Genomic DNA, 23,943 nt, shown 5'->3' on the forward strand with positions numbered 1-23,943 from the left:
AACCGCGGCAGGGGGTGACCGGAGCGGCGCCGGTCACCCCCTGCCGCCCTTACCCTTCAGACGACCTGGTCCGCCTCGCCGGCAACCCTGCGGAGATGGGCGTCGACGTCGAAGCCGTGCTCCTCCAGCCGCCGCCGGGCGAGCAGCAGCTCGTCGGAGGTGAACAGGTCCGCGTAGCCCGGCCGGAGCATCGTCGCCTCGGAGCTGAGGCCGAGCTGGTTCTTCTCCCAGAGGACGGTGAACCCGCCCGCGGTGCCCGCCCCGCGCAGCAGCATCCGGGCCGCCTCGACCCCGCCGTGCTCCCGCACCATGCGCTCGAACTGGGCCGGCCGGTAACCGTAGTCCCTGGCCAGCACCCGGCAGCCGTCGAGGAGATCGTCCGTGAACCGCTGCGCGAGCAGGGCGGTTTCGGGTAATTCGGACATACGACACCTCTCGACGGGACAGCTACCCTTCTTAGTCGCGAGCGGGACCCGTTTCGCTACGCCATTCGAGGAGGAAATCACCGAGGAGCACTCTCCGTGTCCTGAACTGCTGCACGACCCCGCCAACGCAGCTCAGCAAAGCCGTGCACGCTGCCACCAAGGTGCTCACCTCGGTCGGCCGGGGCCACAGGAAGACGTACAGGCCGGCGGCGACGCAGGTTCCGGAGGCCATGATCATGTCGGGCACCGGAGAACGAACATAGCGGGCAAGCCTTTCGTCGGCGTCCCCCGCGACGACCCCTCGCCCTCAGCTTTCTCCACACGAAGCCGAACGAGGCGAGCCACGCTACGGAAAGCGTGACAAATCCGAGTTGCCAGCGCACGGATTCGATGACCTTCTGCAGGGCGACCACGGCTGCGCCCAGCGCGACCCCGGTGAGAATCGCCGGCAGGAAACCGAAATCCTCGCCGCCACGCAGGAAATCAGTGCAGCGCGCATTCCCGATCGGCACTCGGGCCGGAGGCGCATCCGCCGGCGCGTCCCCCGACGAGTCAACCAGAGGGCGGCCAAGAAACCCAAGACGACGAGGAACCAGCCGTCACGTTTCACCGAACTTCTTCCGTGCCAGGATGGCGGCCATGCGAACCGTGGTCCAAGGCGACGTTCATGTCCACTATGGACAGATTTACGGCCAGCGCAACGGGCTGTGCGGCGCCGCCATGCCGGGGACGCTCTTCCTGCTCACCGGGCTGGACACCGGCGACGTCGGGTTCACCGCGGAGGTGCACGAGAGCGAGCCGCCCGACAGCGGCGCGGAGGACGTCGTCGAGGTGTCGTTCCGGACGGAGGGGCGCGCGATGATCGTGACCTGGGGCGGCGGAGATTCATGGGACCTCGGGCTGACGCCGGGCGACCACCGCGTCCGCTACAGCGCCACCGGGATGGACGCCGGCCGTGAGCTGGACACCCGCGTCGACGGCGAACCCCAACGGGATACGTACCTGCTGCAGTTCTGGCCTTCGCCGCCGGCGCCCGACGTCGTCGTCCGGCAGAGCAGCGAGGTTGCCGCGTACTGGCACGACTTCGCGCGGAAGCTGCCGTCAACGGGCTGACACGTGCTCACCAGCCGAAAAGGCCGGCCATGATGCGCGCGCAGCGGGCCGACATCGCGTCCGCGTCCTCGTCCGGGCGGTCGATCCACCAGCTGATCAGCGAGTCGACCACCCCGGTCCAGACCTGCGCGATCGCCTCGATGTCCACCGGGTCGGCCAGGCCGCGCGAGGTCATCAGCTGCGTCGCGCCGAGCACGGCGAACGCGTCCAGGCGACGCCGGTAGTCCGCCGCCGCGGCGGCGATGTCGCCGCTGCCCGGCACCGTCTCGTCGCGCAGGAGGCGCCAGGCGTACCGGTCGTGGTCGAACGTCGTGAAGATCGCCGAAAGCACCTTCAGCGGCATCTGGTCAGGCTCGCCGCCCGCCGCCATGGTCGTCGCGACACCTTCGGTCAGCCGGTCGCCCGCGCGGTGCAGGCAGGCGAGGTACAGGCCGTCCTTCGAGCCGAAGTACTGGTACAACAACGGCTTCGTGACCCCGACCCGGCGCGCGATCTCGACCATGGACGCACCCGCGTAGCCCGCCCGGCCGAACTCCTCGGTGCCGGCCACGACGAGCTGGGCCTCGCGCTCTTCGCGCGGCATGCCCTTGGTCCCGACCGCCCTTGACTCCGTCACGCCCGAGAGCCTACCGTGCGTAAAGTGACTCTAGGGTAAGTTACCGTCAGGTCAGATCCGAGGAGGCGACGTGGCCGAGTTCCTGGCACACCTGCGCGACCCCGTGCTGTTCGCGGTGCCGGTGTTCCTGCTGTTCGTGGTGATCGAGATCGTCGCGGTGCACGTGCTCGGCCACGACGACAACGTCATCGGCTACAGCCCCGCGGACACCCGCACGAGCATGCTGATGGGCACGGTCGCGGTCGGCGTCAACGCGCTGTTCCGGCTGGTGATGCTCTTCGTCTTCGCGGCGCTGTTCGAGCTGGCCCCGGTCCGGCTGGATCCGCGCGACTGGTGGACGTGGGTGCTCATGCTGCTCGGCCAGGAGCTCGTCTTCTACGCCTACCACCGGGCGAGCCACCGCGTGCGGCTGCTGTGGGCCGGGCACCAGGTGCACCACTCGAGCGAGCACTACAACTTCTCGACGGCGCTGCGCCAGAAGTGGACGCCGTACTTCCAGCTGCCGTTCTGGTCGGTGCTGGCGCTGTGCGGGATCCCGCCGTGGATGATCCTGACCGGGCTGTCGATCGACCTGGTCTACCAGTTCTTCGTGCACACGGAGAAGGTCGGCAAGCTGCCGCGCTGGTTCGAGTACGTCTTCAACACCCCGTCCCACCACCGCGTCCACCACGGCAGCGACGCCGAATACCTTGATGCCAACTACGGCGGCATCCTGATCATCTGGGACCGGCTGTTCGGCAGCTTCGTCCCGGAGGGCAGGCGGCCGACGTACGGGCTGACGAAGAACATCACCACGTACAACCTGCTGAAGGTCGGCTTCCACGAGTACGGGTCGATCCTGCGCGACCTGCGCGGGGCCCGGACGTGGCAGGAGCGGGCCGGGTACGTGCTCGGGCCGCCGGGGTGGCGGCCCGCCGTCGACCGGCTTCAGTCGGCCGCCCACTCGTAGGACAGCTGGTAGCGGTCCGCCGCGAGGACCATGTCGTTCATCTCGACCGGCGTGCCGTCCTCACGAAAGGCCACACGCGTCACGGTCACGACCGGCACGCCCTCGGCGAGCTGGAGCAGGGAAGCTTCGTCCGGCGTCGGCATCCGGGCGCCGACGTGTTCCACGAAGGACGCCAACCCATGCCCGGCTTCTTCCAACCGGGCATAGGTGCCGCCTGGTCCGGTGTCGACCTGCTCGATCGCGGTGTCGCGGGTGAGCTCCCGAGGAAGCCGCGACACCGCGAGCTGGACCACGAGCCCGTCGGCGCGCATCACCCGGTCCCTCACGGTGACCTCGGCGCCGGCGTCGACCGCCAGGTGGCCGGCCACCCGCTCATCGGCCCCCTCGAAGGAGATCTTGACCGATGTCGACGGCGTGAACCCGCGTGCCGCGGCGTCCGCGAGGAACGCGCCACGGTTGCGTTCACGCGCTTCTCGCGAAAGGCGGCTCCGCGCGAGCCGCTGAATGCTTGCCGGCGGGCGCACGAACACGCCACGCCCGTGCTCCGAGGTCACCAGCCCCTCGGACCGGAGCAGGTTCACCGCATCGCGAACCGTCGGCCGCGAAACGCCGTACTGGTCGACCAGGTCGCGTTCACTGGGAAGTTGTTCGCCGGGCACCAGGCGACCCGAGGTGATCTTGTCGCGCAGGTCTGCTGCGACCTGCCGGAAGGCAGGAACCCCACTTCGGCGATCGACCATGTGACCATCCTTCCACTGGGTAACTCGTCTTGACCAGTTGGCGGTCCGCCTGTCATCGTACTGGTATTGACGTCTTTACCAGTTCGCGAAGGCCGACAGGAGAAGTCATGACCGTCGTCACCGAAACCGTCGCCGCCCGGTCTCTCGTCTCGGAAGAGCTGTTCGACCGTCTCGCGGACCGGATCACCGTCACCGAAGACGTGCCTCGGGGGCTCGCGGAGCGGATCATGGAGCAGGCGCTGGCTTTCCTGTGCGCGTGCGCCGCCGACCGAGGTTGCGGGCTGACCCCGTCTCCGCTCGTGGACATCGGATGGCACACCTTCCTCCTGCACACCAGGGACTACGCCGAGTTCTGCCATCGGGTGGCGGGCGGCTACATCCATCACGTGCCGGAGCGAGCCGAACCCGGCATGTCGATTGTGGACCGGCACACTGAGCTGACGCGGGCCGTTTCCGCGATCGCGTCGGCCGGCTTCCCCGTGGATCCGGACCTGTGGTCGCTCCGCGCGGCGAACTGCACCAGCGGGGACGACGGGTGTCGCGCGTCCGGCAAGGATGGCAACGAAAACACCGACACGAACGGAAGGTGACGTCCTGTACCACTGGAGCGAGCTGCCGGGCGAAGTGCGCGAAGTGGTGCATCGCCACCTCGGACCGATCAGGGAGACCGTTCCCGCTGCCGCGGCACAGAGTTCGAGCGTCGCGATGACACTCGTCCGTGACGCGCTGCCGGCGGTGTTCCTCAAGGGCGTCCGAGGCGTGTCGCCGACGATGCGGTGGCTGCGCAACGAAGTCGAGACCGCGCCGCTCGTGGGCGGGCTCGGGCCGGATGTTCTGTTCCACCAGGATGTCGGCGAATGGCTCGTCGTCGGCTTCACCCATCTCGCCGGGCGGTCGGCCGCCCTCGGGCCGGGCTCACCGGATCTTCGCGCCGTCGCGGATGCCGTGAACCGGATCGGCGCGATCGACGCACCGCACGTGCGGTCGCTCACCGATCGATGGAAATCCCCTTGGTGGCCCCGCCTCGCCGCCGCGCGGCCGGAGCTGTCCGGTGAGCTGGACGTACTGCAGCTCGCCGCGTGGGAGGAGAAGGCTCCGGACCTCGTCGCCGGAGGCCGGCTCCTCCACACCGATCTGCACGGCGACCAGTTCCTGCTCGGCGAAGACGGCGACGTGCACGTTGTCGACTGGGGCTGGCCCGCTTCCGGGGCGCCGTGGGTCGACCCCGCTTTCCTCGTCATCCGGCTCGTCGACGCAGGCCATCGGCCCGCGGACGCCGAGGCCTGGGCGCGGGCGAACACCTGCTGGGCTTCGGCGCCCCGGGAAGCGGTGACAGCCTTCGCCGCCTACGTTGCGGGGCTGTGGACCGCCAAGGCAGCCGCCTCCCTGGCCCGGACCGCTCGTGACTACGCGCGCTGGCGGCTCGGCTGAGCGGCTACGCCGTCTCCTGCAGGGCGTTCTCCGGCCGGATCACCGCCGGCAAGCTGTTAAGGGGCGGCCGCTGGCGGGACGTCACGTCCGTCAGCACCAGCTCACGCTCGAAGCCGTCCGCTGACGTCCCCCGCTGGAACTGGGCGAGGATCGTCGCCGGGGGGACCGCTGTCACCAGGCGGTCGTAGCGCTCCAGGCGGTCGAACAGCGTCTGCATGATCTGGCCCGACATGCGGCCCAGGGCCTGCGTGCTCTGGTGGCGGTGGACGCGGTGGCCGAGGTCGACCTGGGCCAGCGCGTCGAGGCCGCGCAGCTCCGCCAGGTCGATGAGGTGCCCGATCTCGACGCCGTAGTTCACCACGAACGGGATGCTTTCCAGCACCTCGCGCCGTCCCGCGTACTCGCCGGCCAGGGGCTGGACGAAGCCGGCCAGCTCCGGCCAGAACATGTTCAGCAGCGGCCGCGCGACGAGCTCGGTGACCCGGCCGCCGCCGTCGGCCTCGCCCTTGAGCGGGCGGTGGTAGAACCCCTTGACGTAGGCCACCGACGGGTCGGTCAGCAGCGGGCCCAGCAGACCCGTGACGTAGTCCGTCGTGAAGTCGTAGAGGTCGCCGTCGACGAAGACGACCAGGTCGCCCGTCGTCGCCGCAACACCCTTCCACAGCGCTTCGCCCTTGCCCTGCAGGCCGTCGAGCGCCGGGAAGACGGCGTCCTGCGCGACGACCGCCGCGCCCGCCGCCGCGGCCACCGAGGCCGTCGCGTCCGTGGAATGGCTGTCGACGACGAGGATCTCGTCGACGAGCACCCCCTGGAGCTCCTCGCGGATCGCCGTGACGATCGCGCCGACGGTGGCTTCCTCGTTCCGGGCCGGGATGACCACGGAGACGGTGGTGCCGCGCTTGGCCGCGACCAGCTCGTCGATCGTCCGGTCGCCGACCTTGCTGCTCCGACGGGCGAGCCAGGTGCCGACCTCCGGAGTCACGTGCAGCCGTGCGTCGCGCATGTTTTCCCCTTCCCTCGTTCGGCCTATCCCTCCCCGAGGTTCGAGGTCCCGCGTTTCGGCGATCGCGCCGTGGTGCTACCGGGGTGTTACGAAGTGGCGGGTCCCGTTAACGCGACGCGCCAAAACCGGGTGGCGGCGGTCCGTAGGCTCGCCGGTGATGAGCCAGTACTTCAGCATCGACGGCCGAGCCGTCTGGAACCCCTCGAACGGGCCCGGCACCCTGTTCGCGCACCTCGCCGAGGCGCTGGTCCCGCTCGCGGGCCGGCCCTCCGGGATCGGCGTGACCCCGGGTGATCCCGACGACCACCCGATCGACGGCGCGACCTTCGCGAAGTTCGCCGACACCCTGGTCGCCGAGTACCGCGCGACGGCACACCCGATCCAGCGGACGCTGCTGGAGGGCTTCGTGGCGACGGCGGCCGTCCTGGCCCGGCGCGGCGCGCTCCCCCTGCCCGCGCTCGACGGCCCGGCCGGGACCTCGACGCGGGACATCCCGGGTGGCGGGGCCGCCGGGCCGGACCGGCTCGCCGAGCTGATGGCCGAGCACGAACGCGCGATGCCGGTGTGATCGAAGCGAACCGGCCCTTCCGCTGGGACCTCGTGCGCCCCGACCACCTCGGCACCCTGCTCGACGGCCTCCCCGAACCGGACCTGTGGTTCCTCGAGGACCTCGTCGACTGCGCCGCCAAGGTCCTCGCCCGCTCCGACGACGGCGAGCTGTACTTCCTCGGCCGGTCCGCGGACTCGGTGTTCGACCTGCTCGGCGGCGCCCTGCTCGACCCGGCGCGGCTCCACCTGCTGCCGCTGTCGACGGCGTCGATCGACAGCTGGTTCTTCGGCCGCCTCCACCCGGCCGAAGTGGCGCAGCTGCGCGCCAACCTGGCCGCGCACGGGCTGAGTCCCGCGCTCCTCGCCCGCGGAGCAAGGCCGATCGTCTTCGCCGACGTCGTGTCGACCGGCCGGACGCTGAAGCAGCTGCTGGACATCCTGCGGGACTGGGCCGAGGACGACCGCGCGGACTGGCCGGCCGTCCTCCGCCGGATCCGGATCGTCGGCCTGACGCGGCGCACCCACACCAGCCCGAACACCCACCGCTGGCACCAGCACGTGGACTGGGCGCGCGAGCTGACGATCCGGAACGTCTCCGTCGAGTCCGCGTTGTTCAGCTACCTCGCCGACCGCCAGCGGAAACTGACGCGCTCGTTCGGCCGGGAGCTGTGGGCCGCGCCGGACGTCCGCGAACCGGCCCGGGACGACCGGACCCGCCGCGCGCTGGCCGAAGCCGTGGCGGTTGTCGAAGCCGGACGCACTCCCGCGGTCCGGGAACGGCTCGCCCACACTCTGCAGCGCGAGCCCGCCATCACCGAGCCGTGGCTGCGGGACCTCGTCAGGCGTCTTCTTCTTCGAGCATCTCCGGCGTGACCGCGGACTCGGTGTCCGGGATGCTCAGGTCCTTGGCCCGCTTGTCCGCCATCGCCAGCAGGCGGCGGATGCGCCCGGCCACCGCGTCCTTCGTCATCTGCGGGTCCGACAGCTGACCCAGCTCCTCCAGCGACGCCTGCCGGTTCGACAGCCGGAGCTTGCCCGCCGCCAGGAGGTGGTCCGGGGCTGTGTCGCCGAGGATCTCCAGCGCGCGCTCCACGCGGGCCGCCGCCGCGACCGCCGCGCGGGCCGAGCGGCGCAGGTTCGCGTCGTCGAAGTTGGCCAGGCGGTTCGCCGTCGCGCGGACCTCGCGGCGCATGCGCCGTTCTTCCCACTGCAGCACGCTCGTGTGCGCGCCCAGGCGGGTCAGCAGCGCGCCGATCGCGTCGCCGTCGCGGACCACCACGCGGTCGGCGCCCCGGACCTCGCGGGACTTCGCCTGGATGCCCATCCGGCGCGCCGCGCCGACGAGCGCCAGCGCCGCCTCCGGACCGGGGCACGTCACCTCGAGCGACGACGAACGGCCCGGTTCCGTCAGGGAGCCGTGGGCGAGGAACGCGCCCCGCCACGCCGCTTCGGCGTCGGCCACGCCGCCGGACACCACGGCCGCGGGCAGCCCGCGCACCGGGCGGCCGCGCTGGTCGATCAGCCCGGTCTGGCGGGCCAGGCCCTCACCGTCCTTCACCACGCGCACGACGTAGCGCGTGCCCTTGCGCAGGCCGCCGCTGGCGGTGATGACGTGGACGTCCGAGTGGTGGCCGTACAGCTCGTGGATCTCCTTGCGCAGCCGCCGGGCGACCGAGCCCGTGTCCAGCTCCGCTTCCACGACCACCCGGCCGGCCACGATGTGCAGCCCGCCGGCGAAGCGAAGCAGCGACGCGACCTCCGCCCGGCGCGGCCCGATCTTCGTGATCTCCAGCCGGCTCAGTTCGTCCTTCACCGCGGCGGTCATCGCCATTACTGCCCCTCCCTGCCTTTCGCTCCTCCCCCGTGCTCCCCGTCCCTGCCGAGACCGAGAGCCTCCCGCATGCATCGCGCGAGCGCATCAGGATCATGCCGTCCCGCCACTTCCGGGTCGCCCACCGCCCCCAGGTGCGCGCGCCCGCCGAGCCGTTCCGCCGCGCGCCGGAGATTCGCCGGGTCGGGCACGGAATCGCGGTCCGCGATCACCGCGTCGACCCGAAGATCGGGCGCGTGCTCGAAGAGTACGTCCAGGTGCCGCTCCGGCGAGAATCCCGCGGTTTCCCCCGGCTGGGGGACAAGGTTGAGCACGAGCACCTTCGTCGCGGTGGTCTTCACGAGCGCGTCGTGCAGGCCGGGCACCAGCAGGTGAGGTAAAACGCTCGTGAACCACGAGCCCGGACCGAGGAAAACGACGTCGGCGCCGAGCACCGCCTCGACCGCTTCCTCACACGCCAGCGGCGGCCGCCCCGAGCCGCCCGGCGACCGCAGGCTGACGCGCTGCACCTGCCCCGGCGTCGACGCCACCGCGACCTGCCCGCGGATCGTGCGCAGCGCCTCCGGGTTTTCGCTGTCCAGACCGCTGACCTGGCCTTCGATCTCCAGCGGCTCCGGCGACATCGGCAGCACGCGGCCCGAGACGCCCATCAGGCGGCACGCTTCGTCGAGCGCCGCCACCGGGTCGCCGAGCACCTCGAAGAGCCCGGCCAGCAGCAGGTTCCCCACCGCGTGGCCGGCCAGCGCGCCGTCACCACCGAAGCGGTGCTGGAAGACCTCGGCCCAGAGCGTGCCGCCGTCCTCCGCCGCGAAGGCGGCGAAGGCCTGCCGGAGATCGCCCGGCGGCAGCAGCCCGAGCTCGCGCCGCAGCCGGCCGGACGACCCGCCGTCGTCGGCCACGGTCACGATCGCGGTGACGTCGGGGGTCACCCGCCGCACCGCGGACAACGTGGCGTGCAGCCCGTGGCCGCCCCCGAGGGCGACCGCCCGCACGTTATTCACGACCAAGGTCGCGGTGCACCACCTTCACGGCCATACCGTCCTCTTTGGACAGACGCTGGGCGAGCTCGACCGACAGCGCCACGCTGCGGTGCTTGCCGCCCGTGCAGCCGACGGCGAGCGTCAGGTACCGCTTGCCCTCGCGCTTGTAGCCGGCGCCGATGAGCCGCAGCAGCTGGTGGTAGCGGTCGAGGAACTCCTCGGCGCCCTCCTGGGAGAGGACGTAGTTGCGGACCTCGCCGTCGAGGCCCGTGTGTTCGCGCAGCTCCGGGATCCAGAACGGGTTCGGCAGGAACCGGACGTCCATCACCAGGTCGGCGTCCATCGGCAGGCCGTACTTGTAACCGAACGACAGCACGGTGACCCGGGTCTGGGTGCTCGCCTCGGACCCGAACGCGTCCTCGATCTTCGCGCGTAGGTCGTGCACCGACAGCGACGACGTGTCGAGCACCAGGTCGGCCTCTTCGCGCAGCGGCTCCAGCAGCGTCCGCTCCGCCGTGATGCCGTCGGCGAGCCGGCCGTCACCCTGCATCGGGTGCCCGCGGCGCACCGCCTCGAAGCGCCGCACCAGCACCGCGTCGGTCGCCTCCAGGAACAGCACGCGCGGCTTGTAGCCCCGCGCGTCCAGGTCCTTGATCACCGAGGCGAGGTCGTCGGTGAACGCGCGCGAGCGCACGTCCATGACGACGGCCACCTTCGTGATCGCGCCGCGCGCCTGCGCGCCCAGCTCGACCATGGTGGCGATCAGCTCCGGCGGCAGGTTGTCGACGACGAACCAGCCCAGGTCCTCCAGGCACTTGGCCGCGGTGCTGCGGCCGGCCCCGGACAGCCCGGACACCACCGCGACCTCCATGCCGGACCCGCGGATCTCCTCTTGCGCACTCACTGTCTTTCCCTACTCCCCTGCTTGTGTGCCGTTGCTCGCGCCGGACTCCCCGGCCAGCGCGGCGACCACGGCCTCCGCGGTGCGCCTACCGAAGCCGGGCACCGCCTCGATCTCTTCGATCCTGGCCTGCTTGAGCTTCTTGACCGAGCCGAAGTGCTTGATCAGCGCGGTGCGGCGAGCCTGCCCCAGCCCGGGCACACTGTCCAATTCGGACGTCTGCAGCCGCTTGGAGCGCTTCTCGCGGTGGTAGGCGATGGCGAACCGGTGCGCCTCGTCACGCAGCCGCTGGAGCAGGTAGAGCCCCTCCGACGTCCGGGGCAGGATCACCGGATCGGGGTCGGCGGGCAGCCAGACCTCTTCCAGCCGCTTCGCCAGCCCGATCACGGCGATGTCGGTGATGCCCAGCTCCGCGAGCACGTCCGCGGCCGCCGTGGCCTGCGGGCCCGCACCGTCGACGACCAGCAGGTTCGGCGGGTAGGCGAACTTCTTCGGCCGGCCGGTCTCCGGGTCGAGGCCGGGCGTGCTCGACTCCTCCGCGGTTTCCTTCAGGTAGCGGTGGAAGCGCCTTCGCACGACTTCGGCGATCGACGCGACGTCGCCTTCCTCGGCCGCCTCGCGCAGCGCGAAGCGCCGGTACTCGGACTTGCGCGCGAGCCCGTCTTCGAACACCACGAGCGACGCCACGACGTCGCTGCCCTGGATGTGGCTGATGTCGATGCACTCGATGCGCAGCGGCGCGGTGTCCAGGGCCAGGAACTCCTGCAGCTCGGTCAGCGCCGCCGAGCGCGCCGTCAGGTCGCCGGCGCGGCGCAGCTTGTGCTGGGTGAACGCCTCCCCCGCGTTGCGCTCGACCGTCTCGGCTAGGGCCTTCTTGTCCCCGCGCTGCGGCACCCGGACCTGCACCCGCGAGCCACGCAGGCCGGTGAGCCACTCGGCGAGCGCGTCGGCGTCGGCGGGCAGCTCGGGCACCAGCACCTCACGCGGCACGACCGGCCCGGCGTCGACGTCGTCCCGCGCGTCGAGCTCGGCCTGCTCGCCGTAGAACTGCGTGATGAAGTGGTCGACCAGCGCCGGGACGTCCATCTCCTCGGCCTTGTCGATCACCCAGCCGCGCTGGCCGCGGACCCGGCCGCCGCGCACGTGGAAGACCTGGACGGCGGCCTCGAGCTCGTCGTGGGCGAACGCCACGACGTCGGCGTCCGTGCCGTCGCCGAACACCACGGCCTGCTTCTCCATGGCGCGGCGCAGCGCGCCGAGGTCGTCGCGCAGCCGGGCCGCGCGCTCGAACTCCAGCTCGTCCGACGCCGCGGCCATCTCGTTCTCGAGGCGCCGGATCATCGCGTCGGTCTTGCCGGCGAGGAAGTCGCAGAAGTCCTCGACGATGTCGCGGTGTTCGTCGGCCGAGACACGGCCGACGCACGGCGCCGAGCACTTGTCGATGTAGCCGAGCAGGCAGGGCCGGCCGATCTGGCCGTGGCGCCGGAACACCCCGGCCGAGCAGGTGCGCGCGGGGAACACCCGCAGCAGCAGGTCGAGCGTCTCGCGGATGGCCCACGCGTGCGCGTACGGCCCGAAGTAGCGGACGCCCTTCTTGCGCGCGCCGCGGTAGACGTGCAGCCGCGGGAACTCCTCGTTCAGCGTCACCGCGAGCACCGGGTAGCTCTTGTCGTCGCGGTAGCGGACGTTGAACCGGGGGTCGAACTCCTTGATCCAGTTGTACTCGAGCTGGAGCGCCTCGACCTCGGTGGTGACGACGGTCCACTCGACGCTCGCGGCGGTGGTGACCATCTGCCGCGTGCGCGGGTGCAGGCCCGCGAGGTCGGCGAAGTACGAGTTCAGCCTGCTGCGCAGGCTTTTCGCCTTGCCGACGTAGATGACCCGCCTGGTCGCGTCACGGAACTTGTACACGCCAGGGGCATCCGGGATGCTCCCCGGCGAGGGACGGTAGGTGGTCGGGTCAGCCACTCCCCCAGCCTATGGCGCGGCACCGACAGTTCTCGCACGCCCCCGGTTCGCCCGCCGGAAGTAGGGTGTTCGTCCGGATGCGACCTTCGGCGGTGTCGCCCCGGGTGACCCGGTGGTTACTTTCCGACCCAGCAGGTCCGGCCCCATCCGAAAGGATCACCACCGTGAGCTCTCTTCGTATCCTCGGCGCCGCCTCCGCGGCCGCCGTCGCGCTGACCCTCGCCGGTGGCGCGGCCGCCTCCGCCGGTGTCCAGCCGAACATCGTCGGCGGCACGACCGCGCCGACCGTCTCCTGGGGCGCCCAGGTCTACGTGAACACGCCCGGGCGTGACTTCCAGGGCTTCAACTGCTCCGGCACGGTGATCGCGGCCCGCTGGGTCATGACGGCCGTGCACTGCCTCGACCAGGACGGCTCGGGCATGCACGTGAAGGTCGGCAGCAACACGCTCTTCTCCGGCACGCAGATCGCCGTCGACGGCAAGTACGAGTCCCCGAACGGCGACATCGCGCTGCTGCACCTGGCCTCGGCGACCAGCGCCGGGCCGATCTCGCTCGGCAGCGCGGACCCGGCGACGGGCAGCACCAACCAGCTCTACGGCTGGGGCCGCACCACCCCGACCGGCCCGCCGGCGTCGGCGCTGAAGGTGGCGAACGTGCAGGTCACCGGCCGGTCGTCGGACGCCTACGGCGGCCGGGCGATCCAGAGCGTCGGCATCAACGGCGCGGCGTGGAAGGGCGACTCGGGCGGCCCCGAGGTCGCCAACGGCGTGCAGGTCGGCGTCGCCTCGACGGTCCAGAACCAGAGCGGGACGAACACGCGCGGCACGAACAACTACGCGAGCGTCGCGTCGAGCCGGTCCTGGATCCGGTCGACCGCGGGCGTCTGAGGCCGGTTCTTCCCGGGGCGGCGCTTCGGCGCCGCCCCGGTTCTGTCGGTGGGGTGTGCGAAACTCGCGGGCATGCGGATCGCCACCTGGAACGTGAACTCCATCGTCCCCCGCCTGCCCCGGGTGCTGGACTTCCTGGAGCAGAGCGCGCCGGACGTGCTGTGCCTGCAGGAGCTGAAGAACACGACGGAGAAGTTCCCGGCCGCCGAGGTCGAGGCGCTGGGCTACGAGGTCGCGGCGTACGGGCTCGGGCGCTGGAACGGCGTCGGGATCGTGTCGAAGGCAGGGCTGTCCGACGTGGTCCGCGGCCTGCCGGGCGAGCCGGAGTTCGACGGCGCGGCCGAGGCCCGCGCGATCGGGGCGACCTGCGGCGGCGTGCGGGTGTGGTCGGTGTACGTGCCGAACGGGCGCGAGCCGGACAACCCGCACTACGCGTACAAGCTGGAGTGGCTGGAGGCGTTGCGGTCGCTGGTTTCTTCCGAGCTTTCGGACGCGCCGTTCGCGGTGCTCGGGGACTTCAACGTGGCTCCGACGGACGCGGACGTCTGGGACATCACGCTGTTCGCGGAGTCGACCCACGTGACGAAGCCGGAGCGCGACGCCCTGGCCCGGCTGCGGGACCTGGGGCTGACGGACGTGTTCCCGCGGCCGTTGAAGTACGACCACCCGTTCACGTACTGGGACTACCGGGCGGGCAACTTCCCGAACAACAAGGGCATGCGGATCGACCTCGTGTACGGCAACGCGGGGTTCACCTCGGCCGTGACGGATTCCTATGTGGACCGTGAGGCCCGGAAGGGCAAGGGCCCGTCGGACCACGCGCCGATCGTCGTGGACCTGGACCTCTGACCGCTCCCCCGGAACGGGGGCCGAGCGGTCAGCCGCCGGTGGCCGCGCGGTGCAGTTTCCGCAGGGCCCGGACCGCTTCCACCGCCCGGCCCCGGTCGACGGCCTGCACCGCCATCACCGAGTGGTACTCGTCGTCCGGGAGCTCCAGCCGGGCCCACGAGGCGCCGTCCGGGAAGCTCACCGACAGGACCTCGGTCCACGCGAACCGCCGGGTCACCAGGACGTTCCGGACCTCGATGCCCTCGGCGTCCGCGCGCACGCGGGCGATCGCGAACAGCATCACGCCGCACGCCAGCAGGATGCCGATGCCGATCATCGCCGCCTGGTCGGAGCGCTGGAAGTGGACGCCGGTGTCGCCGTTGCGCAGCAGCACCGCCACCACCACGAACACCGCCAGCAGCGCCACCGCCATCACGCTGCACATGATCATCGCCCGGCGGGGCCGGAACACCAGGGTCGCCGTCGAAGTAGCCACGCTCACACAAAACCCCGCTCGGTCCACGGCTGGCGCAGGCTCCGCAGCACGTGCGCGGAGTCCAGCGCGGCCACGGTCGCCTCGTAACCCTTGTCTTCCTTCGCCCCGGGACGGCCCGACCGATCGACGGCCTGCTCGTGCGTGTCGCACGTCAGCACGCCGTTGCCGACCGGGGTGCTTTCGTCGAGCGCCACCCGGGTCAGGCCCGCCGTCACCGCGTCGCACACGTACTCGAAGTGCGGGGTGCCGCCGCGGATCACCACGCCGAGCGCGACCACCGCGTCGTGGTTGCGGGCCAGCGCCTGCACCACGACCGGGAGCTCGATCGCGCCCGCGACGTGGACGACCGTCGGGTCCTCTTCCAGCTCGGCCTCACGGGCGGCGACCAGCGCGCGCTCCAGCAGGACGTCGGTGATGTCCGCATTCCACCGGGTGGCGACGATGCCGAGCTTCAAGGTCTTGCAGCCGGTCAGGTCCAGGGAGACCTCCGGCCGGCCTTCGCCGCTCACAGCGCTCCTCCGTCGGGGTGCTCGGCGCCGGCGCCCACCTGGTCGTAGTGCTCCAGCTGGGCCAGGTCGTGGCCCATCCGGTCGCGCTTGGTCCGCAGGTAACGCAGGTTCTCCGGGTTCGGCGAGATCGGCAGCGGCACCCGCCCGGTGACGCGCAGGCCGTAGCCCTCCAGGCCGATCCGCTTGGCCGGGTTGTTCGAGAGCAGCCGCATGGTGCGGACGCCGAGGTCGCAGAGGATCTGCGCGCCGGTGCCGTAGTCGCGGGCGTCGGCGGGCACCCCCAGCGCGAGGTTGGCGTCGACGGTGTCGGCGCCGTCGTCCTGCAGCTGGTAGGCCTGCAGCTTGTGCAGCAGGCCGATGCCACGGCCTTCGTGGCCACGGATGTAGAGCACCACCCCACGACCTTCGGTGGCCACCGCTTCCAGGGCCGCCTCCAGCTGCGGGCCACAGTCGCAACGCAGCGAGCCGAAGACGTCACCGGTCAGGCATTCGGAGTGGACGCGCACGAGGATGTCCTGGCCGTCGCCGATCTCGCCGTAGACGAACGCGACGTGCTCGATGCCGTCCAGCAGGCTGTCGTAGCCGACGGCGCGGAACGTGCCCGCGGCCAGCGGGATGCGCGCCTCGGCGACCCGCTCGACCTGCTTCTCGGTGCGACGGCGGTAGGCGATCAGGTCGGCGATGGTGATGATCGCCAGGTCGTGGTCGGCCGCGAAGACCTCGAGCTCGTCGCGGCGCGCCATGTCGCCTTCGTCCTTCTGCGACACGATCTCGCAGAGCACGCCCGCCGGCGCGAGGCCGGCCATCCGGGCGAGGTCGACCGACGCCTCGGTGTGCCCGGGGCGGCGCAGCACGCCGCCTTCCTTCGCGCGCAGCGGCACGACGTGCCCGGGACGGCGGAAGTCCTTCGCGGTGGACGCCGGGTCGGCCAGCAGCCGGATCGTGTGCGCGCGGTCGGCGGCGGAGATGCCGGTGCTGATGCCGTCGGCGGCGTCGACCGTGACGCTGTACGCGGTGCCGCGCGCGTCCTGGTTCGTGTGGTACATCGGCGGCAGGTCCAGCCGGTCGGCCTCGGCCTCGGTCAGCGCCACGCAGACGTAGCCCGAGGTGTAGCGGACCATGAACGCCAGCAGCTCCGGCGTCGCCTTTTCAGCCGCGAAGATGAGGTCACCCTCGTTCTCGCGGTCCTCGTCGTCGACCACGACGACGGGGCGCCCCGCCGCGACGTCGGCGATCGCCCGCTCGATGGCGTCGGCGTCGAACACCGCGCCGGTCCCGCACGGGGTCCAACCCGCTTCGGGCTCTGCCGCACTCGTCTCGCTCATGACCGCTCCTCCGTGCCGCCGCCGTCATTGTTCCCCTGCCGCAGGTGCGGCGTGGCGAGTTTTTCCACGTACTTGGCGACCACGTCGACCTCGAGGTTGACCAGGTCGCCGGCTTCGCGCCCGCCGAGCGTGGTCACCTCGAGCGTGGTCGGGATCAGCGCGACCTTGAACTGCTCGTCGGTGATCGCCGCGACCGTCAGGGAGATCCCGTCGACCGCGATCGACCCCTTCTCGACGACGTAGCGCGCCAGGTGCCCCGGCAGCGCGAAGGTCGTGACGCCGGTTTCGTCGCGGGAGAGGAATACGCCGGTCCCGTCCACGTGCCCCTGCATGATGTGCCCGCCGAGCCGGCCGCCCGCGGGGGTCGCGCGTTCCAGGTTGACCCGGTCGCCGACCGCGACCTTGGCCAGGCTCGACCGCTGCAGCGTCTCGTGCACGACGTCGACGGTGAACTCGCCGCCGGCCACCTCGACGACGGTCAGGCAGACGCCGCTGACCGCGATCGAGTCGCCGTGCCCGGCGTCACTGGTGACCAGCGGGCCGCGCACGCGCAGCCGTGCCGCGTTGGTCAGCTGCTCGACCGCGGTGACCTCGCCGATCTCCTCGACTATGCCGGTGAACACGTCCGCTGCCTCCTAGTGAGCCGGTCCTCCCATCCAACACCCGCCGCGGCCCGGAAGCTTCTCCGGTGCCGCCGCGTGATCAGCCGGCCCGGCCCCGGGCCGCCTGCTCGCGCAGCGCGGCGACCGCTTTGCCCGGGTCTTCGGCGCCGTAGACGGCGGACCCGGCGACGAAGCAGTCGACGCCCGCCTCGGCGGCCTGCTCGATGGTGTCGGTGTTGATCCCGCCGTCGATCTCGACGACCAGCTTCAGGTGCCCGGTGTCGACGAGCCGCCGCGCGGTGCGGACCTTCTCCAGGACGTCCGCGATGAACGACTGCCCGCCGAAGCCCGGTTCGACCGACATCACCAGCAGCGTGTCGTAGTGCTTGAGCGCGTCGAGCCACGGCTCGAGCGCGGTGCCCGGCTTGACCGACAGGCCGGCCTTGGCGCCCGCGGCACGCAGGTTCTTCGCCAGCGCGATGGGGTCCTTCGCGGCCTCGGCGTGCACGGTGACGTTGTAGGCGCCGGCCTCGGCGTACCCGATCGCCCAGCGGTCCGGGTCGTCGATCATCAGGTGGCAGTCGATCGGCACGTCGGTGCTCTTGAGCAGCGCCTGGACCACCGGCAGGCCGAGGGTCAGGTTGGGCACGAAGTGCGCGTCCATCACGTCGACGTGGACCCAGTCGGCGCGGGTCTCCCCCGCGCCGGCCACGGCGGCGATCTCCTCGCCGAGCCGGGCGAAGTCCGCGGACAGGATGCTGGGGGCGATCAGGGGTCGGTCAGCCACGTCCTGAGTGTAGGAGGGCACTGCTAACGCTCGCTAACCGGTTGTGACCAGGATCCGGCTCCCGATCTGGCTCCGCAGGGGGAAGCACCCGGGGCCGGAGTCCCCATAACCTCGGGGTCATGTCCGGTTTCCCGCGTTCCCTGCTGCGTCCCGGCGGCTACCTCAGCGTGCCCTACGCCCTGCTGGGGACCGCTCTGACGCTGCCCGCGTTCCCCTTCGCCCTCGTCGTGGCGCTCATCCCGGGCCCGCCCCAGCTGCACTTCGTCCTCGCGCTGGCCGCGCTCGCCCTCTTGCTGGGGCTCGCCGGGCTGGCCGGGCCGACGCGGCGCTTCGGCGTGGCCGTGGCCAACGCCATGCTCGGGACCGACCTGCCCGCGCCGGGACGGGCCCGGCCCGCCTGGCCGGACCGGCTGCGCTCGGCCGCCTGGCTGGTGCTGCACGCCGCACTGGGCGGGCTGCTGCTCGTGGTCGAAGGGGTGCTGCTGCTCGGTGTCCTCGTGCCGGTGATGTGGCTGAACGGCGACCAGGGGCAGTTCTCGTTCTTCGGCGCGACCGCCGAAGCCGGGCCGTGGACGGTGCCGGTCGCCCTGGTGATGCTCGTGGCCGCGCTGCTGCTCGCGGCCGCCGCCACCCGCGGCTTCCGGGCCGGCGCGGCGGCGCTGCTGGGCCCGTCCGCGGCCGAGCGCGCGGCGCTGGCCGAGCGCCGCGCGGCCGTGCTCGCCCAGCGCAACCGGCTGGCCCGCGAGCTGCACGACTCGATCGGGCACACGCTCACGACGTCGACCATCCAGGCGGCCGCCGCGGCCGACCTGGTCGAGACCGATCCCGCGCAGGTCCGGCGCGCGCTCGGCACGATCGAAGAAAGCTCCCGCGGCGCGCTCGAAGACCTCGACCACGTGCTCGGCCTGTTGCGTGAAGAGCCCGCGACGAAGGAGCCGACCCGCACGCTGGCCGAGGTGGACGTCCTCGCCGTGCGCGCCCGCGAAGCCGGGCTCGACGTCCGGCTGACCGTCGACGGGCCGGTCGGCGCGCTGCCCGCCGCGGTGTCGCGCGAGGGGTACCGGATCGTCCAGGAGGGCCTGACCAACGCCCTGCGCCACGCCGGCCCGGGCGCGGTCGACGTCCGCGTCTTCGCCGGGCCCGAGCGGCTGGCGATCGCCGTGGTCAACCCCCTGCGCAGCGCGGAGCCGCGGCCCGGGCGGCACGGGCTGGCCGGGCTCGCGGAGCGCGTCGAAGCCCTGCGTGGTGAGCTCGACGCCGGGCCGGACGGCGAGCGGTGGCGGCTGCGCGCGACCATCCCGCTGCGGACGGGCGCATGAGCCCCGGCGTGCTGCTCGTCGACGACGAGCCGCTGGTCCGCACCGGTCTGCGGGCGCTGCTGGAGCAGCAGGGCATCACCGTGGCCGGCGAGGCCGCCGACGGCTCGGAGGTCCTGGCCGCGGTGCGCCGGACCGGCCCGGACGTCGTGCTGATGGACGTCCGGATGCCCGGCACCGACGGCATCGAGGCCACCCGGCAGCTGCTCGCGGCGACCACCGAGCCGCCGAAGGTCCTCGTCGTCACGACGTTCGACAACGACGACTACGTGCACGAAGCGCTCCTGGCCGGGGCCAGCGGGTTCCTGCTGAAGCGGGCCCGCAAGGAGGAGATCGCGCACGCCGTGCGGACCGTGGCCGCCGGGGAGTCGCTGCTGTTCCCCGAAGCGATCCGGCGGCTGGTGACCGCCCGGCAGCCGGGCGGGACGCACGCGCGGGCGGCGAAAACGCTCACCCGGCGTGAAGCCGAGGTGCTCCGGCTGATCGCCACCGGACTGTCCAACCAGGACATCGCGGCCGCGCTGGTGATCAGCCTCGAGACGGTGAAGACGCACGTGGGCAACGTCTTCGCGAAGCTCGGCGCGGGCAACCGCGCCCAGGCAGTGGTCATAGCGTACGAATCGGGCGTCGTCCGGCCCGGGCACCTCGCCGGTCAATAACCGACGTGCTCTTGGTCACCCGCGGGAAGCCATGAGTTCGGGCACCGGCCACCTGGTGCTCACCTGACGGCCGCGCCCGGCACACATGCAAAGGGACTAATAACGCGTGTCCGAAATCCGGGCTGTACCTCCTGAAGTCCCCCAATGAGGAGAAACATGGCTTCGCTGCTCACCGGCCGCCGCCGGTGGCTGGTCGCGGGCGCGCTCGGCGCCGCGCTGATCGCCGCCGCGCCGGTCGCCATCGCCGCCAGTGGTTCCGGCTCCGCCGACGCGCGCTCGTCGGCCGGCGCCGGGGACCGCACCAACGACGTCCGCTCGGCGATCCAGGGCGGCTCCGCCCGCAACGTCATCCTGTTCCTGGGTGACGGCATGGGCCAGTCCGAGATCACCTCCGCGCGCAACTACGAGCGCGGCGCCGCGGGCCGGCTCGCGATGGACGAGCTGCCGCTGACCGGCGACTACACGACCTACGCCGTCGAGCAGAACAACCCCGGCAAGCCGAACTACGTGACCGACTCGGCCGCGTCCGGCACCGGCTGGGCCACCGGCGTCAAGACCTACAACGGCGCCATCTCGGTCGACGCGTACGGCAACTCCGTGCCGACGATCCTCGAGCTCGCCAAGCGCGGCGGCCTCCGCACCGGTGACGTCACCACCGCCGAGGTCCAGGACGCCACGCCGGCGGTGCTGGGTGCCCACGTCGTCAGCCGCGACTGCAAGGGCCCGGTCGAGACGACCGCGAAGTGCGCGAAGAACGCGAAGGAGAACGGCGGCGCCGGCTCGATCTCCGAGCAGCTCGTCCAGACCCGCCCCGACGTCCTGCTGGGCGGCGGCGCGACGTTCTTCGACCAGACCGTCACGGCCGGCAAGTTCAAGGGCAAGACCGTCCTGGACCAGGCCAAGGCGGCGGGCTACAACGTCGTGAACACGGCGGCCGACCTGGCCGCGGCGAAGAAGGGCAAGCCGGTCCTCGGCCTGTTCGCCAAGAACAACATGCCGGTGAACTGGACCGGCCCGGCCGCGGTCCACGGCGGCACCCCGCCGTCGCGCTGCACGCCGAACCCGGCGCTGCCGAAGACCCAGCCGAAGCTGGCCGACCAGACCCGCAAGGCGCTGGAGCTGCTCGACGACCGCCACTCGGACAAGGGCTTCTTCCTGCAGGTCGAGGGCGCGAGCATCGACAAGCAGGACCACGCCGCCGACCCGTGCGGCCAGATCGGCGAGACGATCGACTTCGACGCGGCGATCGCGGCGGGCACGGCGTTCGCCCGCAGCCACCCCGACACGCTGGTGCTGGTGACGGCCGACCACGGCCACAGCTCCCAGATCGTCGAGCCGACCGCCACCCCGGGCCTGACCGCGACGCTGGTCACCAACGAGGGCTCGAACATGACCCTGGCCTACGGCACCGCCGAGACCGGCGGCTCGCAGTCGCACACGGGTACCCAGGTCCGCATCGCGGCCATGGGCCCGCAGGCGGCCAACGTCGTCGGCCTGACCAACCAGACCGACCTGTTCGGCACTCTGAAGCGGGCCTTGCGCCTGCGCTGACCCGCTCGTGAGTGGTAATTCGGGTTAGAACCCGAATTACCACTCACGACGAGTGCGGTAGGGCCGGCCCCCGGAACGGTTCGGCGGCCTGCCCCAATGCCCCCTGGTGATGGGCTCCCTAGGTTGGGGAGCACCACGACACCAGGGGGTTCTTTCATGCGGAAGTCCTTGCCCGGCAAGCGAGTCCTCGCGTGCGGCACGCTCGTCGCGCTCCTCGCGGCGACCACCGCGGCGCCCGCGCTCGCCGCCACCACCGACCCGGTCCAGCGCGGGCTCGACGGGCTCACCGCCCAGGACGGCGTCCCCGGCGCCGAAGCGGTGATCCAGGACCACGGCCGCACCCGGGTGGTGCGCAGCGGCCGCGGCGACGTCGCGACCGGGAAACCGTTCCCGCGCAACGGTTCCTTCCGCGCGGGCAGCGTCACCAAGACGTTCGTCGCGACGGTCGTCCTGCAGCTGGCCGGCGAGGGCCGGGTGAAGCTGGACGCGCCGGTCGAGCGGTACCTGCCGGGACTGCTGCCCGACCACCGGATCACCGTCCGGCAGCTGCTGCAGCACACGAGCGGGCTGTACGACTACCTGGGCGACCTCGCCCTCGAAGACCCGGAAAGCCTGCGGCACCGCGGGGCGGAGCCGGCCGAGCTGGTGGCGATGGCGCTCACGCACCCGCCGCTGTTCGAGCCCGGCGCGGGCTGGTCGTATTCGAACACGAACTACATCGTGGCCGGGATGCTCGTCTCGAAGGTCACCGGGCACGCGCTGGAGGACGAGATCACCCGGCGGATCACGCGCCCGCTGGGCCTGCATGACACGTACCTGCCGCGCCGCGGCGACGAGAAGCTGCCGGACCCGCATGCGGTCGGGTACACGGCGATCGCCGGAAAGCTGGTGGACTTCAGCGACTTCGACGCGACGATCGCCGGGGCGGCGGGCGGCCTGGTGTCCACTCCGGCCGACCTCGACCGGTTCTACGGCGCGCTGCTCGACGGCCGTCTGCTGCGCCCGGCCCAGCTCGCCGAGATGCAGCGGACGGTGCCGGCCGACGAGCTCGGGATTCCGGGCGCGCGCTACGGCTTGGGGCTGGGGAGCATTCCGGTGTCGTGCGGGCTGTTCTGGGGCCACGAGGGCGGGATCGTCGGCTTCACGAACCTGGTGGGAGTCGGCCCGGGCGGCCGCCGGGCGACCGTGGTGCTCAACCAGGATCCGGCGCCCGGGAACGCGAACCAGCACCTGCTGGCCGCCACCGACACGGCGCTCTGCTCAGGACAGTAGGTCCGGGAAACCATCGAGACCCCAGGGGTTGCTCCATGCGGAAGTCATTGCGCGGAAAGCAGATCGTCGCGTGCGGAACACTCGTCGCGCTCCTCGCGGCGACCACGGCGGCACCCGCGCCCGCCACCACCACGAACCCGCTGCAGCGGGTGCTGGACCGGGTCACCGCCCAGGGTGGCGCGCCCGGCGCCGAAGCCGTCGTCACCGACCACGGGCGCGTCACCGAGACGCGCAGCGGGGTCGGCGACCTGAGCACCGGGAAGCCCTACCCGCGGGACGCGAAGTTCCGCGTCGGCAGCGTCACCAAGACGTTCGTCGCGACGGTGGTGCTGCAGCTCGTCGGTGAGGGGAAGGTCAGGCTCGACGACCCGATCGAGCGTTACCTGCCCGGGCTGATCACCGGCAACGGCAACGACGGCCGGAAGATCACCGTCCGGAACCTGTTGCAGCACACCAGCGGCCTCCACAACTACACCGACGAGGTGCTGACGGCGGACCCCGAGTCCCTGCGCCACCGCGGCGCCGAGCCCGGTGAGCTGGTCGCGATCGCGCTGAAGCACGCGCCGCTGTTCGCGCCCGGCACCTCCTGGTCCTACTCGAACACCGACTACATCGTCGCCGGGATGCTCGTCGAAAAGGTCACCGGACGCGGTCTCGCCACCGAGATCGACCGCCGGATCGCCCGGCCGCTCGACCTGCGCGACACGGCACTGCCCCGCCGTGGCGACGAACGGCTGCCGGCGCCGCACCCGCGTGGCTACGTGTCACTCGGCGGACCCCCGGTCGACTTCACCGACTTCGACCCGTCGATCGCCGGTGCGGCGGGTGGGCTCGTGTCGAGCGGCCGGGACCTGGACACGTTCTTCTCGGCGTTGCTCGCCGGCCGGCTGCTGCCCGCCGCGCAGCTCGCGCAGATGCGGCGCACGGTCCCGGCGCCGAGCGAGCCGGGCGCCGACTACGGCCTCGGCCTGATCCGCCGGACCCTGCCGGACGGCACGCCGTACTGGGGCCACGACGGGGGCATCTTCGGCTTCGCCACACTGGCCGGCGCCCTCGACGGCGGCCGGGCCGCCGCCGTGTCGGTCAACGAGCTCCCCGCCCCCGACGGCGTGCAGCAGAACACCGAGACGGCGTTCGAGGTGGCCCTGGCCCGGCGGTGAGCCGGAACTGTCGGTGCCTCCCGGTAGCGTGGAAACCGGGGGGGT

General features: G+C 71.8%; 26 protein-coding genes. 13 read left to right on the forward strand and 13 right to left on the reverse strand.

All coding sequences use genetic code 11. The annotated features are described in order from the left end of the window. Positions 1-56: 56 nt before the first annotated feature. Entirely contained in the window at positions 57-425 is a 369-nt protein-coding gene (locus ACZ63E_RS20405; protein WP_465337725.1) for a hypothetical protein, read from the reverse strand. A 639-nt stretch (positions 426-1,064) separates the two neighbouring features. Here ACZ63E_RS20405 and ACZ63E_RS20410 point away from each other — a divergent pair. Further along, positions 1,065-1,538 (forward strand): hypothetical protein, encoded by a 474-nt coding sequence (locus ACZ63E_RS20410; protein ID WP_465337726.1) that lies wholly within the window; start codon positions 1,065-1,067, stop codon positions 1,536-1,538. Between the two features lie 7 nt (positions 1,539-1,545). On the opposite strand, the gene ACZ63E_RS20415 is transcribed toward ACZ63E_RS20410, so the two are convergent. Further along, the gene (locus ACZ63E_RS20415) at positions 1,546-2,154 is read right to left on the reverse strand and encodes a TetR/AcrR family transcriptional regulator (protein WP_465311169.1); all 609 of its coding nucleotides are present in this window, start codon (positions 2,152-2,154) and stop codon (positions 1,546-1,548) included. A gap of 70 nt (positions 2,155-2,224) precedes the next feature. Here ACZ63E_RS20415 and ACZ63E_RS20420 point away from each other — a divergent pair, with 70 nt between their 5' ends. After that, positions 2,225-3,103 (forward strand): sterol desaturase family protein, encoded by an 879-nt coding sequence (locus tag ACZ63E_RS20420; protein ID WP_465337727.1) that lies wholly within the window; start codon positions 2,225-2,227, stop codon positions 3,101-3,103. Here ACZ63E_RS20420 and ACZ63E_RS20425 read toward each other — a convergent pair. Further along, entirely contained in the window at positions 3,082-3,843 is a 762-nt protein-coding gene (locus ACZ63E_RS20425; RefSeq protein WP_465337728.1) for a GntR family transcriptional regulator, read from the reverse strand. The genes ACZ63E_RS20420 and ACZ63E_RS20425 overlap by 22 nt on opposite strands. Before the next feature lie 107 nt (positions 3,844-3,950). Here ACZ63E_RS20425 and ACZ63E_RS20430 point away from each other — a divergent pair, with 107 nt between their 5' ends. Then, the gene (locus ACZ63E_RS20430; protein WP_465337729.1) at positions 3,951-4,433 is read left to right on the forward strand and encodes a glycine-rich domain-containing protein; all 483 of its coding nucleotides are present in this window, start codon (positions 3,951-3,953) and stop codon (positions 4,431-4,433) included. Positions 4,434-4,548: 115 nt separating this feature from the next. Further along, entirely contained in the window at positions 4,549-5,274 is a 726-nt protein-coding gene (locus ACZ63E_RS20435) for a hypothetical protein (protein ID WP_465337731.1), read from the forward strand. Positions 5,275-5,278: 4 nt separating this feature from the next. Here the strand turns inward: ACZ63E_RS20435 and ACZ63E_RS20440 are convergent, their stop codons facing one another. Beyond that, positions 5,279-6,277, reverse strand: coding sequence for a glucosyl-3-phosphoglycerate synthase (locus ACZ63E_RS20440; protein WP_465337732.1), 999 nt, complete (start codon positions 6,275-6,277; stop codon positions 5,279-5,281). Positions 6,278-6,434: 157 nt separating this feature from the next. On the opposite strand from ACZ63E_RS20440, the gene ACZ63E_RS20445 reads away from it, so the two are divergent. Continuing rightward, positions 6,435-6,845 carry a DUF6086 family protein gene (locus tag ACZ63E_RS20445; RefSeq protein ID WP_465337734.1) on the forward strand — a complete coding sequence of 137 codons (411 nt, stop codon included), beginning with the start codon at positions 6,435-6,437 and terminating at the stop codon, positions 6,843-6,845. Continuing rightward, positions 6,842-7,699, forward strand: a complete 858-nt coding sequence (locus ACZ63E_RS20450) for a hypothetical protein (protein ID WP_465337735.1) — start codon at positions 6,842-6,844, stop codon at positions 7,697-7,699. Before ACZ63E_RS20445 ends, ACZ63E_RS20450 begins: the two co-directional genes overlap by 4 nt. On the opposite strand, the gene whiA is transcribed toward ACZ63E_RS20450, so the two are convergent. The 4 genes from whiA to uvrC are packed head-to-tail and all read right to left on the reverse strand — an operon-like array spanning position 7,665 to position 12,506. Further along, complete coding sequence (gene whiA / locus ACZ63E_RS20455) at positions 7,665-8,657, reverse strand: DNA-binding protein WhiA (protein ID WP_395923744.1); 993 nt, start codon at positions 8,655-8,657, stop codon at positions 7,665-7,667. The genes ACZ63E_RS20450 and whiA overlap by 35 nt on opposite strands. Further along, positions 8,657-9,649: a gluconeogenesis factor YvcK family protein gene (locus ACZ63E_RS20460; protein ID WP_465337736.1), complete on the reverse strand. Its 993-nt coding sequence runs from the start codon at positions 9,647-9,649 to the stop codon at positions 8,657-8,659. Before ACZ63E_RS20460 ends, whiA begins: the two co-directional genes overlap by 1 nt. A 1-nt stretch (position 9,650) precedes the next feature. After that, a complete protein-coding gene (rapZ, locus tag ACZ63E_RS20465) occupies positions 9,651-10,508 on the reverse strand; it encodes an RNase adapter RapZ (RefSeq protein ID WP_003101350.1) in 858 nt (285 codons plus the stop codon). Between the two features lie 42 nt (positions 10,509-10,550). Then, on the reverse strand, positions 10,551-12,506 hold the full coding sequence (gene uvrC, locus ACZ63E_RS20470; protein ID WP_465337737.1) for an excinuclease ABC subunit UvrC: 1,956 nt from the start codon (positions 12,504-12,506) through the stop codon (positions 10,551-10,553). Positions 12,507-12,670: 164 nt separating this feature from the next. Here uvrC and ACZ63E_RS20475 point away from each other — a divergent pair, with 164 nt between their 5' ends. Both ACZ63E_RS20475 and ACZ63E_RS20480 read left to right on the forward strand, forming a co-directional pair. After that, on the forward strand, positions 12,671-13,393 hold the full coding sequence (locus tag ACZ63E_RS20475) for a S1 family peptidase (protein WP_465337738.1): 723 nt from the start codon (positions 12,671-12,673) through the stop codon (positions 13,391-13,393). Between the two features lie 72 nt (positions 13,394-13,465). Beyond that, positions 13,466-14,242: an exodeoxyribonuclease III gene (locus tag ACZ63E_RS20480; protein ID WP_465337739.1), complete on the forward strand. Its 777-nt coding sequence runs from the start codon at positions 13,466-13,468 to the stop codon at positions 14,240-14,242. A gap of 28 nt (positions 14,243-14,270) precedes the next feature. On the opposite strand, the gene ACZ63E_RS20485 is transcribed toward ACZ63E_RS20480, so the two are convergent. The 5 genes from ACZ63E_RS20485 to rpe form a co-directional block, all read right to left on the reverse strand. Further along, positions 14,271-14,672 (reverse strand): PH domain-containing protein, encoded by a 402-nt coding sequence (locus tag ACZ63E_RS20485; RefSeq protein ID WP_465338090.1) that lies wholly within the window; start codon positions 14,670-14,672, stop codon positions 14,271-14,273. 47 nt (positions 14,673-14,719) lie between these two features. Continuing rightward, positions 14,720-15,226, reverse strand: coding sequence for a 6,7-dimethyl-8-ribityllumazine synthase (ribH, locus tag ACZ63E_RS20490; protein ID WP_465311157.1), 507 nt, complete (start codon positions 15,224-15,226; stop codon positions 14,720-14,722). Continuing rightward, complete coding sequence (locus ACZ63E_RS20495; protein ID WP_465337740.1) at positions 15,223-16,551, reverse strand: bifunctional 3,4-dihydroxy-2-butanone-4-phosphate synthase/GTP cyclohydrolase II; 1,329 nt, start codon at positions 16,549-16,551, stop codon at positions 15,223-15,225. Before ACZ63E_RS20495 ends, ribH begins: the two co-directional genes overlap by 4 nt. Further along, on the reverse strand, positions 16,548-17,174 hold the full coding sequence (locus ACZ63E_RS20500; protein WP_465337742.1) for a riboflavin synthase: 627 nt from the start codon (positions 17,172-17,174) through the stop codon (positions 16,548-16,550). The genes ACZ63E_RS20495 and ACZ63E_RS20500 overlap by 4 nt, the downstream gene beginning before the upstream one ends. A 79-nt stretch (positions 17,175-17,253) precedes the next feature. Beyond that, the gene (gene rpe, locus ACZ63E_RS20505; RefSeq protein WP_465338091.1) at positions 17,254-17,925 is read right to left on the reverse strand and encodes a ribulose-phosphate 3-epimerase; all 672 of its coding nucleotides are present in this window, start codon (positions 17,923-17,925) and stop codon (positions 17,254-17,256) included. 134 nt (positions 17,926-18,059) lie between these two features. Here rpe and ACZ63E_RS20510 point away from each other — a divergent pair, with 134 nt between their 5' ends. From ACZ63E_RS20510 to ACZ63E_RS20530, 5 genes are all read left to right on the forward strand, one after another. Beyond that, on the forward strand, positions 18,060-19,259 hold the full coding sequence (locus ACZ63E_RS20510) for a sensor histidine kinase (protein ID WP_465337743.1): 1,200 nt from the start codon (positions 18,060-18,062) through the stop codon (positions 19,257-19,259). Next, positions 19,256-19,915, forward strand: coding sequence for a response regulator transcription factor (locus ACZ63E_RS20515; RefSeq protein ID WP_465337744.1), 660 nt, complete (start codon positions 19,256-19,258; stop codon positions 19,913-19,915). Before ACZ63E_RS20510 ends, ACZ63E_RS20515 begins: the two co-directional genes overlap by 4 nt. A 156-nt stretch (positions 19,916-20,071) precedes the next feature. Beyond that, complete coding sequence (phoA, locus tag ACZ63E_RS20520; protein WP_465337745.1) at positions 20,072-21,466, forward strand: alkaline phosphatase; 1,395 nt, start codon at positions 20,072-20,074, stop codon at positions 21,464-21,466. Positions 21,467-21,622: 156 nt separating this feature from the next. Continuing rightward, positions 21,623-22,738, forward strand: a complete 1,116-nt coding sequence (locus tag ACZ63E_RS20525) for a serine hydrolase domain-containing protein (protein WP_465337746.1) — start codon at positions 21,623-21,625, stop codon at positions 22,736-22,738. Between the two features lie 35 nt (positions 22,739-22,773). After that, complete coding sequence (locus ACZ63E_RS20530) at positions 22,774-23,898, forward strand: serine hydrolase domain-containing protein (RefSeq protein WP_465337748.1); 1,125 nt, start codon at positions 22,774-22,776, stop codon at positions 23,896-23,898. Positions 23,899-23,943: the final 45 nt, after the last annotated feature.

The sequence above is a fragment of the Amycolatopsis sp. NPDC104819 genome (assembly GCF_055583145.1).

What these genes read in the sequence shown, in the direction of transcription:
- whiA (WP_395923744.1), bottom strand. Translation starts at nt 8,657, where the DNA reads ATGGCGATGACCGCCGCGGTGAAGGACGAACTGAGCCGGCTGGAGATC.
- ACZ63E_RS20445 (WP_465337734.1), top strand. Translation starts at nt 6,435, where the DNA reads ATGAGCCAGTACTTCAGCATCGACGGCCGAGCCGTCTGGAACCCCTCG.
- ACZ63E_RS20530 (WP_465337748.1), top strand. Translation starts at nt 22,774, where the DNA reads ATGCGGAAGTCATTGCGCGGAAAGCAGATCGTCGCGTGCGGAACACTC.
- ACZ63E_RS20525 (WP_465337746.1), top strand. Translation starts at nt 21,623, where the DNA reads ATGCGGAAGTCCTTGCCCGGCAAGCGAGTCCTCGCGTGCGGCACGCTC.
- ACZ63E_RS20430 (WP_465337729.1), top strand. Translation starts at nt 3,951, where the DNA reads ATGACCGTCGTCACCGAAACCGTCGCCGCCCGGTCTCTCGTCTCGGAA.
- ACZ63E_RS20410 (WP_465337726.1), top strand. Translation starts at nt 1,065, where the DNA reads ATGCGAACCGTGGTCCAAGGCGACGTTCATGTCCACTATGGACAGATT.
- ACZ63E_RS20435 (WP_465337731.1), top strand. Translation starts at nt 4,549, where the DNA reads ATGACACTCGTCCGTGACGCGCTGCCGGCGGTGTTCCTCAAGGGCGTC.
- ACZ63E_RS20510 (WP_465337743.1), top strand. Translation starts at nt 18,060, where the DNA reads ATGTCCGGTTTCCCGCGTTCCCTGCTGCGTCCCGGCGGCTACCTCAGC.
- ACZ63E_RS20405 (WP_465337725.1), bottom strand. Translation starts at nt 425, where the DNA reads ATGTCCGAATTACCCGAAACCGCCCTGCTCGCGCAGCGGTTCACGGAC.
- ACZ63E_RS20485 (WP_465338090.1), bottom strand. Translation starts at nt 14,672, where the DNA reads ATGATCATGTGCAGCGTGATGGCGGTGGCGCTGCTGGCGGTGTTCGTG.
- ACZ63E_RS20440 (WP_465337732.1), bottom strand. Translation starts at nt 6,277, where the DNA reads ATGCGCGACGCACGGCTGCACGTGACTCCGGAGGTCGGCACCTGGCTC.
- phoA (WP_465337745.1), top strand. Translation starts at nt 20,072, where the DNA reads ATGGCTTCGCTGCTCACCGGCCGCCGCCGGTGGCTGGTCGCGGGCGCG.
- ACZ63E_RS20495 (WP_465337740.1), bottom strand. Translation starts at nt 16,551, where the DNA reads ATGAGCGAGACGAGTGCGGCAGAGCCCGAAGCGGGTTGGACCCCGTGC.
- ACZ63E_RS20515 (WP_465337744.1), top strand. Translation starts at nt 19,256, where the DNA reads ATGAGCCCCGGCGTGCTGCTCGTCGACGACGAGCCGCTGGTCCGCACC.
- ACZ63E_RS20480 (WP_465337739.1), top strand. Translation starts at nt 13,466, where the DNA reads ATGCGGATCGCCACCTGGAACGTGAACTCCATCGTCCCCCGCCTGCCC.
- rapZ (WP_003101350.1), bottom strand. Translation starts at nt 10,508, where the DNA reads ATGGAGGTCGCGGTGGTGTCCGGGCTGTCCGGGGCCGGCCGCAGCACC.
- ACZ63E_RS20425 (WP_465337728.1), bottom strand. Translation starts at nt 3,843, where the DNA reads ATGGTCGATCGCCGAAGTGGGGTTCCTGCCTTCCGGCAGGTCGCAGCA.